Below are 13,014 nucleotides of genomic sequence, written 5' to 3' on the forward strand. Positions count from 1 at the left end.
TGTCGACGGCGGCGAGCACCTCGTGCCGCCCGCCGCCGGCCCGAATGAATGAACCGCGCGGGCGCGGCCTGACCGCCGCCGCCCGCGCCGCTTTGCGTGCGCGCACGCCAATTTGACTGGGACGACCATGTTTTCCGCTCTCCTGCACCCCCGCCTCGCGGATTGCCGCAGGCTCTACCTGCGCGACTACGAGGTGCACATCAACATCGGGGCCTTCGAACACGAGAAGCGCGGCGAGCAGCGCGTCGTCATCAACGTCGACCTGTTCGTGCCGCTCGCGCTGTCCACCCCCGTCGACGACCGGCTGCATGAAGTCGTCGACTACGATCTGATGAAGCAGAGCGTCGCACAATGCGTGGCGCGCGGCCACATCCACCTGCAGGAAACGCTGTGCGACGCGATCGCCGCGCACCTGCTGGCGCACGACACCGTGCGCGCGGTACGCGTCTGTACCGAGAAACCGGACGCCTATCCGGACTGCGACGCCGTCGGCGTCGAAGTCTTTCGCATCAAGGACGAGGAGCGCGCATGAACGCCCCACACACGAATGACACGGCGGCCGCGGCCGCCACCCTCGACGACGCCGCGCCGGCCGGCCGCCAGGCGCTGACGCGCCGCGAGCAGAAGGAAGCGTACGAGAACAACAAGCTCTACAAGCGGATCGTGCGCCAGGTCGGCCAGGCGATCGGCGACTACAACATGATCGAGCACGGCGACAAGGTGATGGTGTGCCTGTCGGGCGGCAAGGACAGCTACGCGATGCTCGACGTGCTGCTGCGCCTGCGCGAGCGCGCGCCGATCGACTTCGACATCGTCGCGGTGAACCTCGACCAGAAGCAGCCGGGCTTCCCCGAGCACGTACTGCCCGAGTACCTGAAGCAGGTCGGCGTGCCGTTCCACATCGAGAACCAGGACACCTACAGCATCGTCAAGCGGCTCGTCCCCGAAGGCAAGACGACCTGCTCGCTGTGCTCGCGGCTGCGCCGCGGGATCCTGTACCGCGTGGCCGGCGAGCTCGGCGCGACCAAGATCGCGCTCGGCCACCATCGCGACGACATCGTGCAGACGCTGCTGCTCAACATGTTCTACGGCGGCAAGCTGAAGGGGATGCCGCCGAAGCTGCAGTCGGACGACGGCAAGAACATCGTGATCCGCCCGCTCGCGTACGTGAAGGAAACCGATCTCGAGAAATACGCGGAGTTGCGCGAATTTCCGATCATCCCGTGCAACCTGTGCGGCAGCCAGCCGAACCTGAAGCGCGCGGAAATGAAGGCGCTGATCCGCGAATGGGACAAGCGCTTCCCGGGCCGCGTCGACAACATGTTCAACGCGCTCGCGAAGGTCGTGCCGTCGCACCTGATGGACACGACGCTGTACCCGTTCCAGTCGCTGCGCGCGACCGGCGAGGCCGATCCGCAAGGCGACATCGCGTTCGACGAGGAACCGTGCGCATCGGGCGACGATACCGCCGCGCCGGGCGCCGCCCGGCCGATCTCGATCGTCCAGTTCGACGACCTGTAAGCAGGGCCCGAACCCCGCCGGAACAAGGGCCCGCGGCCCCTGTTCCGGCGCTGTCGCCCCGCCGCGACAGGCCCGGAACGGCGGGGGCCGCATGCTAAAATGGACGGCTTCGAACTCCTCAGACAAGCTGGCGCCATGAATATCGTGATTTTGGCGGCAGGCACCGGCAAGCGCATGCGTTCCGCGCTGCCGAAAGTGCTTCACCCCCTGGCCGGCAGGCCGCTTCTCTCCCACGTCATCGACACCGCGCGCACGCTGCAGCCGTCCCGGCTGGTCGTCGTCGTCGGTCACGGGGCCGAGCAGGTCGAAGCCGCCGTCGCCGCGCCCGATGTCCAGTTCGCGGTGCAGGCCGAGCAGCTCGGCACCGGCCACGCGGTGCGCCAGGCCCTGCCGCTCCTCGATCCCGCGCAACCGACGCTCGTGCTGTACGGCGACGTGCCGCTCACGCGCGCGTCGACGCTGCAGCGCCTCGTCGATGCCGCGCGCGAGGGCCGCTACGGGATTCTGACCGTCACGCTCGACGATCCGACCGGCTATGGCCGCATCGTGCGCGATGCGTCGGGCTTCGTCACGCGCATCGTCGAGCAGAAGGACGCCTCGCCGGACGAGCTGAGGATCGCCGAGATCAACACGGGCATCATCGTCACGCCGACGGCCCAGCTGTCGATGTGGCTCGGCGCGCTGAAGAACGAGAACGCGCAGGGCGAGTACTACCTGACCGACGTCGTCGAACTCGCGATCGAGGCCGGCTTCGAGGTCGTCACGTCGCAGCCCGACGAGGACTGGGAAACGCTCGGCGTCAACAGCAAGGCACAGCTCGCGGAACTCGAGCGGATCCACCAGCGCAACGTCGCGGACGCGCTGCTCGCCGACGGCGTCACGCTCGCCGATCCGGCGCGCCTCGACGTGCGCGGCACGCTGCGCTGCGGCCGCGACGTGTCGATCGACGTGAACTGCGTGTTCGAAGGCAACGTGACGCTCGCCGACAACGTGACGATCGGCGCGAACTGCGTGATCCGCAACGCGTCGGTCGGCACCGGCACGCGCATCGACGCGTTCACGCACATCGACGGCGCCGAGCTCGGCGCGCACACCGTGATCGGCCCGTACGCGCGGCTGCGCCCCGGCGCGCAGCTCGCGGACGAAGCGCACGTCGGCAACTTCGTCGAGGTGAAGAACGCGGTGATCGGCCACGGCTCGAAGGCGAACCACCTCACCTACATCGGCGACGCCGACATCGGCGCGCGCGTGAACATCGGCGCGGGCACGATCACCTGCAACTACGACGGTGCGAACAAGTTCCGCACCGTGATCGAGGACGACGTGTTCGTCGGCTCCGACACGCAGCTCGTCGCGCCCGTGCGCGTCGGCCGCGGCGTGACGATCGCCGCCGGCACGACGATCTGGAAGGACGTGGCCGACGGCCTGCTCGCGTTGAACGAGAAGACCCAGACCGCGAAGAGCGGCTACGTCCGCCCGGTCAAGAAGAAGAGCTGAACCTTTTGCGGGTGCCCCGGCGGCGCCCGCGTCGACTTACAGGATTGACCATTCATGTGCGGCATTGTCGGCGCAGTTGCGCAGCGTAATATCGTTCCGGTGCTGATCGAAGGATTGCGGCGCCTCGAATACCGTGGCTACGACTCGTGCGGCGTCGCCGTGCTCGAGCCGGGCGCGCCGAAGCGCGCGCGCAGCGTCGCGCGCGTCGCCGATCTCGACACGCAGGTGCGCGAGTCGCATCTCGAAGGCACGACGGGCGTCGCGCACACGCGCTGGGCGACGCACGGCGCGCCCGTCACGCACAACGCGCACCCGATCTTCTCGTCGAACGCGCTGGCGCTCGTGCACAACGGCATCATCGAGAACTTCGAGCCGCTGCGCGAGGCGCTGCGCGCGAAGGGCTACGAATTCGTGTCGCAGACCGACACCGAGGTGATCGCGCACCTCGTGCACAGCCTGTATCGCGGCAACCTGTTCGACGCCGTGCGCGAAGCCGTGCAGCAACTGCACGGCGCGTACGCGATCGCCGTGATCCACAAGGACCAGCCGCATACCGTCGTCGGCGCGCGCCAGGGTTCGCCGCTCGTCGTCGGCCACGGCGACGGCGAGAACTTCCTCGCGTCCGATGCGCTCGCGCTCGCGGGCAGCACCGACCGCTTCACGTTCCTCGAGGAAGGCGACGTGTGCGAGCTGTCGCTCGACGGCGTGACGATCGTCGATCGTCACGGCGCCACCGTGCAGCGCGAGATCCGCGTGGTCAGCGCGTACGGCGGCGCGGTCGAGCTCGGCCCCTATCGCCACTTCATGCAGAAGGAAATCTTCGAGCAGCCGCGCGCGATCAGCGATACCGTGCCGCAGACGGAAGCCTTCGACGCGACGCTGTTCGGCGACGCCGCGCCCGCCGCGTTCGCGGAGATCGACAGCCTGCTGATCCTCGCCTGCGGCACGAGCTACTACTCGGGCCTCACCGCGAAGTACTGGCTCGAATCGATCGCGAAGATCCCGACGCAGGTCGAGATCGCGAGCGAATACCGCTACCGCGAATCGGTGCCGAACCCGCGCCAGCTCGTGCTCGTGATCTCGCAGTCGGGCGAGACGGCCGACACGCTCGCGGCGCTCAAGCACGCGCAGTCGCTCGGCCACACGCACACGCTCGCGGTGTGCAACGTCGCGACGAGCGCGATGGTGCGCCTGACGGAAATGCAGTTCCTCACGCATGCGGGCACCGAGATCGGCGTCGCATCGACGAAGGCGTTCACGACGCAGCTCGTCGCGCTGTTCGTGCTGGCCGCGACGCTCGGCAAGCTGCGCGGGCACGTCGACGCCGCGCAGGAAGCGCAATTCCTGAAGGAGCTGCGCCACCTGCCGGCCGCGCTGAACAGCGTGCTCGCGCTCGAGCCGCAGATCATCGCGTGGTCGGAGGAGTTCGCGCGCAAGGAAAACGCGCTGTTCCTCGGCCGCGGGCTGCACTACCCGATCGCGCTGGAAGGCGCGCTGAAGTTGAAGGAAATCTCGTACATCCACGCCGAGGCCTATCCGGCCGGCGAACTGAAGCACGGGCCGCTCGCGCTCGTCACGGAAGCGATGCCGGTCGTCACGGTCGCGCCGAACGACACGCTGCTGGAGAAACTGAAGTCGAACATGCAGGAAGTGCGCGCGCGCGGCGGCGAGCTGTACGTGTTCGCCGATGCCGATACGCAGATCGTCAACGACGACGGCCTGCACGTGATCCGGATGCCGGAACACTACGGGCAGCTGTCGCCGATCCTGCACGTCGTGCCGCTGCAGCTGCTCGCGTATCACACCGCGTGCGCGCGCGGCACCGACGTCGACAAGCCGCGGAACCTCGCGAAATCGGTGACGGTGGAGTAACGCAGGACGACCGGGACGGCCCGCGCCGGGCCGCCCCCATCGCGCCGCGGTGCGAAGCAGGCCATTCGGCCAGGTCGAAGACGGAGAGACAATGGTAAGACTGATTGGATGCGGATTGCTGGCGCTGACGTTCGCGTCGACGGGCTGGGCCGCCGAGCATTACGTCGAGGTCTGGAACCCGCCCGAGGCACGACATCCGGCGGCCCGTCCGCCGGCCGCGCGCACGGGCGCCGACGCGCGTACCGGCAAGAGCGCGGAGAAGCACGCGAGCGTCACGCCGAAAGCCCCCGCGAAGCCGCACAAGCGCCGTGTCGCGCAAGCCGTGAAAGCCGGCCCGCATCACCCGGCCGCCACCGCGACCGAAACGCCGGCGGCGCCGCGCCCCGTCGCACAACCCGCGCCGGGCCGCCTCACGGTGATGCACCCGGCCGGCTCCGACGAGACGCACGCGCTGGGCTTCTCCAACATCCCGCGTCAATACACGCCGGACGGCAACGTGCTGCAGGTCGGCACGCAGGGCCGCGCCGCGGAGGTGACTCGATAATGGAAGCGCAAACCTACCACGGCTACCAGATCTGGGGCCATGCGATCCTGCAGCAGGAGGAGATCATGCAGCCCGACCGCTTCGCGGCGAGCGGCACGATCACGCAGAACAACAAGCTGGTCGAGGCATCCGGCGTGCTCGGCGTCTTCGATACCGAGGACGAGGCGCGCGAAGCGGGGCTCGAATGGGCCCGCGCCTGGATCGACAGCCACCGCTGACCGGCCGCGCCACCGTACGCGTGCCGTGACGGTCGCGGCGCTCACGCAGCGCACATGAAAGAAGGGGCGTCGACGACGCCCCTTCTTTCATTCGAACCCGCAACGCTCAGGCGGTCGCGCGCGGCGGCCTCGCCACCTGCCGCGGCCGGCCGACGAGCCGGGCCAGCACGAGGATCGCCGCCAGCGTCGCGACGTACGCGGCGATCTGGATGCCCGCCGGACGCGCGGTATAGCCGATCAGCGTATGCAGCGCCTTGCCGACGATGCTCGATTCCTTGAGCAGCCACGACGTGTCCCAGATCGCGTCGCCCCACGACGGCACGAGCCCCGCGGCCAGCAGGAAGCCGACGCACTGGCTCGCCATCCCCGCCGCGAGCAGCACGATCAGCGCATTGGTGACGGAGAACAGGCGCTTCAGCGGAATCTGCAGCAGGCCCGCATACATCGCATAGCCGAGCCCGGCGCCGCCGAGCACGCCGAGCAGCCCGCCGACGATCATCTGCGGCGTCTGTCCCGGATCGCCCGCCGCGATCCCGTAGAGGAACAGCACGGCCTCGGAGCCTTCGCGCAGCACCGCGACGCCGACCACGATGGCGAGACCCGTCAGCGGCCGGCGGCCGGCCGCGACGGCCCGGCCGACTTCGCCCATGTGCAGCGCCATCTCGCGGCCGTGCCGGCTCATCCAGATGCAGTGCCAAGCCAGCATCAGCGTCGCGACGAACATCACGCCCGCGTTGAAGACTTCCTGCCCCATGCCGGACGCCCATTGCGAGATCACGTCGGCGAACGCCGCGATCAGGCCGGCACCGATCACGCCGCCGACCAGCCCGCCGCTCACCCACCAGCCGCGCCGCGGCACGCCCTTCGTGGCGGCCATCACGATCGACACCACCAGCGCGGCCTCGAGCACTTCACGAAAGACGATCAGGGCAGTCGACAGCATGTCGGTTTCCGCTTACTTGACGGTCAGGTGCGTCTTCGACTGCGCTTCGTGATACTCGTCGTGGAACTCGTAGGTGCCCGCCTTCAGCGGCCCGACGAGGATCTCGACCGACTTGCCGGCCGGCACGACCTTCTCCGCCTTGAAGTCGTCGCTCTCGAATTCCGCGGGCGTCGCGTCGAGGTTCTTCACGACGAATTTCACCTTCTTGCCGGCGGGGATCGTCACGCCATCGGGTGAAAACGTGTGGTCCTTCAGGGTCAGGTTGACGACGTCGTCGGCAGCGAATGCGGACGTTGCCGATGCGCCCAGCAGGGCAAGCGCGAAGCCGAAAGCAAAACGATTCATGGTCGGAAACGGAGAACGGATCTTGAGGGGAATCGATACTAAGAGCGATTCGCATTTCCACAACGAATGCCCACGTTTTCAATATGGAAATAATGCCCCACATCGTTTCACGGCATGTTGTCCGGAAAGGCTTTTCCCGACGCGCGACGCCGCGCGGCCACGGTCAATCGGGCCAAACACCGACCGGCATGCGCGGCGCCGCGCCGATTCGTCCGACCACCGCCCGACGCGTCATCCATCGGCCGCGCGGTATCCTGCACACAGTGCTTGACCTTCCCACCATGGCAAACTTCATGCTGACGGTGTTCGTCAATCATCCATTCAGGAGAACACGATGGAATTCGAAGTGCAGGACATGACCTGCGGCGGCTGCGCCAATGCGATCACGCGTGCGGTGACGGCCGCCGATCCCGCCGCGAAGCTCGACATCGACGTCGCGGCGAAAATCGTCAAGGTCGAATCGGCGCAAGGCGCCGAGCGCGTGCAGTCGATCATCGAGGCCGCCGGCTTCCATCCCGCGCTGCGCGCCGCCTGACGCGCCCTCGTAAAGGCGGGCGCACCGCCGCACGGCGATGCGCCCGCACACGGCAGCGCGTCAGCGCAGCCGGATCAGCGTCGACTTCAGCTCGGTGTATTTCTCGAGCGCGTGCAGCGACTTGTCGCGGCCGTTGCCCGACTGCTTGTAGCCGCCGAACGGGAAGTTCATGTCGCCGCCCTCGTCGTAGCAGTTCACCCACACGGTACCCGCACGCAGCCGGCGCGACACGTCGTGCGCGGTCGTCAGGTTCGACGTCCACACGGCCGCGGCCAGCCCGTATTCGGTGTCGTTCGCGATCCGCACGGCCTCGTCGACGTCGTCGAACACGATCACCGACAGCACGGGCCCGAAGATTTCCTCGCGCGCGATCCTCGCATCGGGCTTCACCTCGAACACCGTCGGCTCGACGTAGAAGCCGCCCGTCTCCTCCTTCACGCGCGCCCCGCCCGTGACGAGCCGGCCTTCGCCGCGCCCCGCCTCGATGTATCCGAGCACGCGTTCGAGCTGGATGCCGTCGACGATCGCCCCCATCGACACCGACGGGTCGAGCGGGTTGCCCGGCACGTACGCGCGGGCGGCCGCGACGAGCTTCTCGATGAAGGCGTCCTTGATGTCGCGATGCACGAGCAGCCGCGACCCGGCCGTACACATCTCGCCCATGTTGTAGAAGATCGCGCCGGCCGCCGTTTGCGCGGCACGGTCGAGATCGGGGCAATCGGGCAGCACGATGTTCGGCGACTTGCCGCCGAGCTCGAGCCATGCGCGCTTCAGGTTCGACTGCGCCGCGTACTGCATGATCAGCTTGCCGACGGCCGTCGAGCCCGTGAACGCGATGCAGTCGACGTCGCGATGCAGCGCGAGCAGCTTGCCCGGTTCGCCCGCGCCCGGCACGACGTTGAACACGCCGGCCGGGATGCCGGCTTCGAACGCGAGCTGCGCGACGCGGATCGCGGTCAGCGGCGATTTCTCCGACGGCTTCAGCACGACGCTGTTGCCGGCCGCGAGCGCGGGGCCGAATTTCCACGCGGCCATCAGGATCGGGAAATTCCACGGCACGACGGCCGCCACCACGCCGACCGGCTCGCGCGTGACGAGACCGACCAGATGATGATCGGCCGGCGCGACCTCGCCGCCGACCTTGTCGATCGCTTCCGCGAACCATTCGACGCAGTACGCGGCGCCCGGCACGTCGACCGTCGTCGTGTCGCCGATCGGCTTGCCCGCGTCGAGCGTCTCGAGCAGCGACAGTTCGTCGAGATGCTCGCGCATCAGCGCGGCCCAGCGCAGCAGCACGGCCTTGCGTGCACGCGGGTTCAGGCCGGCCCATACGCCTGCGTCGAACGCCCGGCGTGCCGCCGCGACGGCTGCGTTCACGTCGGCTTCGCCGCAGTCGGCGACCTTCGCGAGCACGCGGCCGTCGATCGGGCTCACGCAGTCGAACGTCTTGCCGCCGTGCGCGTCGCGCGACGCGCCGTCGATGAATGCGCGCCCTTCGATCCGGAGCGACGCCGCCTTGTCCTGCCAGTCAGCCAAAGTCAACTTATTCATCAGGATGCCTCAATGTTGTGACATTCGCGGTGCGCCGCGCGCCTGACGCGCGGCCGGCCTGCAGCGAATGCGATGACGCGCGGTCAGAAGGTCGCCGGCGAATTGGCCGAGACGACCTCGCAGATCAGTTCCGCGCTGGGATTGCGAAAACGGTGCGGCAAACGGCTTTCGAAGTAGTAGCCGTCTCCGGGGTCGAGCAGCCACGTCGCGCCGTCGACGGTCAGCTCGAGCCGGCCCGACACGACGACACCGCCCTCGTGCCCCGCATGCACGAGCATCTCGGGGCCCGTGTCGGCGTGCGGCTGATAGATCTCGCGCAGGATGCACATGTTGCGGTCCTTCACGCTCGCGCCGACCAGATGAAACGCGAGCGTGTCGTTGCCGAGGTTCGGCATCTCGTCACGACGCGACACGACCGAGCGCGACTCGACGAGCTCGAACGTGAAGAACTCCGCCAGACTCATCGGTATGCATTCGAGCAACTTCTTCAGCGATCCGACCGACGGGCTCACGCGCCCCTGTTCGATCAGCGAGATCGTGCCGTTGGTCACGCCGGCCCGCTTCGCGAGTTCGCGCTGCGACAGGCCATGCTTGTTGCGCACGAAGCGCAGGCGCTCGGCGACTTCGGTGGACATCGATTCGGTTTCGGACACGATAGGTGCGATGACAAAGTGAAACGACGCAGTGGACAGCCGTTGAATATTCTAATCACTTTATGCCGCAGATCAGCGGGGAAAACCCTGAAAGGCGTTCGAAATAATGAACACCTCGCCGACTATTCCGTTTGCGAATCTTTTGTTCGCACTGCTCGGGAAAGCCCTGATGCAGGACCGTTAAAAAACATTTGACGCCGTTTTTGGCTCGTATATGCTGGCTCTCAGGTCAGCGTCATTTTGTTTTCACAGGCAGCAAAAAGCGTTATTGCAACGCAAAAATTGATGCCCATCAATGTAAATGACGCATAACCGGCGCCTTGATTATTTTAAACGCCCAGCGCGTTGAAAAGATCGGGTGTTCAATACTTTCAACAACCCAGTCGAGTGTAATCGTGAGAGTCCGTGGCCCTCTGGTGAGGTGGGATCGTAGCGTGGCGCGAAGTTCGCGCAGCGCGGCATCCCCTTCCGATGGCAGTTGCGGCTGGCATAGTCCTCGCCTGCAGCATCTGTCGATCTACACCATCCTGTCTCGTCGTTCCGTTCGGCGCCACAACGCCGTATCCGCACGCGCATTCGTCGCCGTCGATACCGACGAAGTGGCGTCGCTGCTGCCGTAGCGCCTCTCCTTTCTTTACGCCGTTCGTTTCATCCGCTGATTCGCCAACCGCATGGTCCGTGCGGTGACGGAACGCGTTCGCGCATTCGTTGCCGCGTCGCGTGTCGCAATGAAACGAACGACGGCCTGATCGTCGCGCGCAGCGCGGATCGCCACGCCATCCCGTTGCGCCCATTCACCAGCGGCCTTGCGCCTTGCGCCAGGCTGCGGGGCTGTTGCACGCCCGCGTTTCGCGCCGTCCGGCGAGCCGCACGCAACAACCCTCTGGATAGCTGATAGACGTCATGGAAAGGAAACCCCTCGTCGGCATCACCGCCGACCTCACGCAAATCGGCGCACACGCGTCGCACACGGTCGGCGACAAATACGTCGCCGCGATCGTCGACGGCGCGCACGCGTTCGCGATGGTGCTGCCTGCACTCGGCGAGCGCCAGTCGGTCGACGACGTGCTCGCCACGGTCGACGGGCTGCTGTTTACCGGCAGCTATTCGAACGTCGAGCCGCACCGGTACGGCGGCGAACCGAGCGCGCCCGGCACGAAGCACGACCCGGCACGCGACGCGACGACGCTGCCGCTGCTGCGCGCGGCGATCGCCGCGGGCGTACCCGTGCTCGCCGTCTGCCGCGGCTTCCAGGAGCTGAACGTCGTCTGCGGCGGCACGCTGCACCAGCGCGTGCATGAAGTGCCGGGCCTCGCCGATCACCGCGAGGACGACGACGCGCCGATGGACACGCAATACGGCCCCGCGCACGTCGTGCGCCTGACGCCCGGCGGCCGGTTGCATGCACTCGCCGGCGGCCGCGACGAAGTGCACGTGAACTCGCTGCACAAGCAGGGCATCGCGCAGCTCGGCTCCGGCCTCGCCGTCGAAGCCGTCGCGCCGGACGGCCTAATCGAGGCCGTCAGCGTCGTCGACGCACCGGCTTTCGCCCTCGCCGTGCAATGGCACCCCGAATGGCGCCATGCGCAGGACCCGCTGTCGAGCGCGATCTTCCGCGCCTTCGGCGATGCCTGCCGCGCCCGCCGCACTGCCCGCACGCGCGCCATGGCCGCCGCCGCGCTCGCCTGAGCCCGCCGCCCCAAACCCACGAGAACAGACATGCAAGACATCGAAGATTTCCTGAAGCAGCACCGGATCACCGAGATCGAAGCGATCATCCCCGACATGGCCGGCATCGCGCGCGGCAAGATCACGCCGCGCAACAAGTTCACGTCCGGCGAATCGATGCGCCTGCCGCAGGCCGTGATGGTGCAGACCGTCACCGGCGAATATCCGGAAGACGGCTCGCTGACCGGCGTGACCGACCCCGACATGGTGTGCGTGCCCGACACGTCGACGATCCGCCTGATCCCGTGGGCCGTCGACCCGACCGCGCAGGTGATCCACGACTGCGTGCACTTCGACGGCTCGCCGGTCGAGATCTCGCCGCGCTACGTGCTGCGCCGCGTGCTCGACCTGTACAAGGCGAAGGGCTGGAAACCCGTCGTCGCGCCGGAGCTCGAGTTTTATCTCGTCGACATGAACAAGGACCCGGACCTGCCGCTGCGTCCGCCGGTCGGCCGCACGGGCCGCCCCGAAACGGGCCGCCAGTCGTATTCGATCGAGGCCGTCAACGAGTTCGATCCGCTGTTCGAAGACATCTACGAGTACTGCGAATCGCAGAACCTCGACATCGACACGCTGATCCACGAAGTCGGCGCCGCACAGATGGAGATCAACTTCATGCACGGCGACGCGCTGTCGCTGGCCGACCAGGTGTTCCTGTTCAAGCGCACGGTGCGCGAGGCCGCGCTGCGTCACAACATGTACGCGACCTTCATGGCCAAGCCGATGGAGGACGAACCGGGTTCGGCGATGCACGTGCACCAGAGCATCGTCGACGAGGAAACGGGCCAGAACCTGTTCACGTCGCCGGAAACCGGCGGCGCGACGTCGATGTTCTACAACTACCTCGCGGGCCTGCAGAAGTACACGCCGGCGCTGATGCCGATCTTCGCGCCGTACATCAACTCGTACCGCCGCCTGTCGCGCTTCATGGCCGCGCCGATCAACGTGCAGTGGGGCTACGACAACCGCACGGTCGGCTTCCGCATCCCGCACTCGGGCCCGTCGGCACGGCGCATCGAGAACCGCATCCCGGGCGTCGACTGCAACCCGTACCTCGCGCTCGCCGCGACGCTCGCGGCCGGCTATCTCGGCATGACGCAGCGCCTGGAGCCGACCGAGCCGCTCGTCAGCGACGGCTACGACCTGCCGTACCAGCTGCCGCGCAACCTCGAGGAAGGGCTGACGCTGATGGCCGCGTGCGAACCGCTCGGCGAGATCCTCGGCCACAAGTTCCTGAAGGCGTATTTCGCGTTGAAGGAAACCGAATACGAAGCGTTCTTCCGCGTGATCAGCTCGTGGGAACGCCGCCATCTGCTGCTGCACGTCTGAACGTGCGCGCAACCGAATACGGAATCACGGAGGAAACATGACTTACCGCAACGAATCTGCCTGGATCCAGCCGGCCGCGCCGGCCGCCGCGCCGCGCGCGACGCAGGCACGCTCGACCGCCGAATACCGCGCGCTCGACGCCGCGCACCATATCCACCCGTTCTCGGACATGGGCGCGCTGAACCGCGCCGGCAGCCGCGTGATCGTGAAGGCCGACGGCGTCTACCTGTGGGATTCGGACGGCAACAAGGTGATCGACGGGATGGCCGGCCTGTGGT

14 protein-coding genes and 1 pseudogene are annotated in these 13,014 nt (G+C 67.3%); 11 read left to right on the forward strand and 4 right to left on the reverse strand.

Annotated features, from left to right (window positions below; all coding sequences use genetic code 11):
• Window positions 1-127: 127 nt before the first annotated feature.
• From G3N62_RS30625 to G3N62_RS30650, 6 genes are all read left to right on the forward strand, one after another.
• Window positions 128-532, forward strand: a complete 405-nt coding sequence (locus G3N62_RS30625) for a dihydroneopterin aldolase (RefSeq protein WP_034189120.1) — start codon at window positions 128-130, stop codon at window positions 530-532.
• Entirely contained in the window at window positions 529-1,521 is a 993-nt protein-coding gene (gene ttcA / locus G3N62_RS30630; RefSeq protein ID WP_034189119.1) for a tRNA 2-thiocytidine(32) synthetase TtcA, read from the forward strand. Before G3N62_RS30625 ends, ttcA begins: the two co-directional genes overlap by 4 nt.
• A 135-nt stretch (window positions 1,522-1,656) precedes the next feature.
• The gene (glmU, locus tag G3N62_RS30635) at window positions 1,657-3,018 is read left to right on the forward strand and encodes a bifunctional UDP-N-acetylglucosamine diphosphorylase/glucosamine-1-phosphate N-acetyltransferase GlmU (RefSeq protein ID WP_124609004.1); all 1,362 of its coding nucleotides are present in this window, start codon (window positions 1,657-1,659) and stop codon (window positions 3,016-3,018) included.
• 54 nt (window positions 3,019-3,072) lie between these two features.
• Complete coding sequence (glmS, locus tag G3N62_RS30640) at window positions 3,073-4,890, forward strand: glutamine--fructose-6-phosphate transaminase (isomerizing) (protein WP_059558882.1); 1,818 nt, start codon at window positions 3,073-3,075, stop codon at window positions 4,888-4,890.
• A gap of 91 nt (window positions 4,891-4,981) precedes the next feature.
• On the forward strand, window positions 4,982-5,434 hold the full coding sequence (locus G3N62_RS30645) for a hypothetical protein (RefSeq protein WP_124609005.1): 453 nt from the start codon (window positions 4,982-4,984) through the stop codon (window positions 5,432-5,434).
• Window positions 5,434-5,652, forward strand: coding sequence for a hypothetical protein (locus G3N62_RS30650; RefSeq protein WP_034189115.1), 219 nt, complete (start codon window positions 5,434-5,436; stop codon window positions 5,650-5,652). Before G3N62_RS30645 ends, G3N62_RS30650 begins: the two co-directional genes overlap by 1 nt.
• Before the next feature lie 106 nt (window positions 5,653-5,758).
• Here the strand turns inward: G3N62_RS30650 and G3N62_RS30655 are convergent, their stop codons facing one another.
• Both G3N62_RS30655 and G3N62_RS30660 read right to left on the reverse strand, forming a co-directional pair.
• On the reverse strand, window positions 5,759-6,595 hold the full coding sequence (locus tag G3N62_RS30655; RefSeq protein ID WP_034189114.1) for an FTR1 family protein: 837 nt from the start codon (window positions 6,593-6,595) through the stop codon (window positions 5,759-5,761).
• Between the two features lie 12 nt (window positions 6,596-6,607).
• Window positions 6,608-6,940, reverse strand: coding sequence for a cupredoxin domain-containing protein (locus G3N62_RS30660; protein ID WP_124670250.1), 333 nt, complete (start codon window positions 6,938-6,940; stop codon window positions 6,608-6,610).
• Between the two features lie 334 nt (window positions 6,941-7,274).
• Between G3N62_RS30660 and G3N62_RS30665 the strand changes: the two genes are divergently transcribed.
• Window positions 7,275-7,475, forward strand: coding sequence for a heavy-metal-associated domain-containing protein (locus G3N62_RS30665; RefSeq protein ID WP_011353438.1), 201 nt, complete (start codon window positions 7,275-7,277; stop codon window positions 7,473-7,475).
• A 60-nt stretch (window positions 7,476-7,535) separates the two neighbouring features.
• On the opposite strand, the gene G3N62_RS30670 is transcribed toward G3N62_RS30665, so the two are convergent.
• Window positions 7,536-9,026, reverse strand: coding sequence for an aldehyde dehydrogenase (locus G3N62_RS30670; protein ID WP_034189113.1), 1,491 nt, complete (start codon window positions 9,024-9,026; stop codon window positions 7,536-7,538).
• 83 nt (window positions 9,027-9,109) lie between these two features.
• The gene (locus G3N62_RS30675; RefSeq protein WP_034189292.1) at window positions 9,110-9,661 is read right to left on the reverse strand and encodes a cupin domain-containing protein; all 552 of its coding nucleotides are present in this window, start codon (window positions 9,659-9,661) and stop codon (window positions 9,110-9,112) included.
• A 413-nt stretch (window positions 9,662-10,074) separates the two neighbouring features.
• Here G3N62_RS30675 and G3N62_RS36150 point away from each other — a divergent pair, with 413 nt between their 5' ends.
• From G3N62_RS36150 to G3N62_RS30690, 4 genes and pseudogenes are all read left to right on the forward strand, one after another.
• On the forward strand, window positions 10,075-10,299 hold the full coding sequence (locus G3N62_RS36150; RefSeq protein ID WP_072437498.1) for a hypothetical protein: 225 nt from the start codon (window positions 10,075-10,077) through the stop codon (window positions 10,297-10,299).
• A 283-nt stretch (window positions 10,300-10,582) separates the two neighbouring features.
• Complete coding sequence (locus tag G3N62_RS30680; protein ID WP_034189112.1) at window positions 10,583-11,368, forward strand: gamma-glutamyl-gamma-aminobutyrate hydrolase family protein; 786 nt, start codon at window positions 10,583-10,585, stop codon at window positions 11,366-11,368.
• 30 nt (window positions 11,369-11,398) lie between these two features.
• Entirely contained in the window at window positions 11,399-12,736 is a 1,338-nt protein-coding gene (locus G3N62_RS30685) for a glutamine synthetase family protein (RefSeq protein WP_034189111.1), read from the forward strand.
• Between the two features lie 37 nt (window positions 12,737-12,773).
• Window positions 12,774-13,014 (forward strand): annotated as a pseudogene (locus tag G3N62_RS30690) (aspartate aminotransferase family protein); the annotation flags it as partial.

The organism is Burkholderia sp. Tr-20355, from assembly GCF_017104685.1.
GTDB classification, from domain to species: domain Bacteria; phylum Pseudomonadota; class Gammaproteobacteria; order Burkholderiales; family Burkholderiaceae; genus Burkholderia; species Burkholderia seminalis.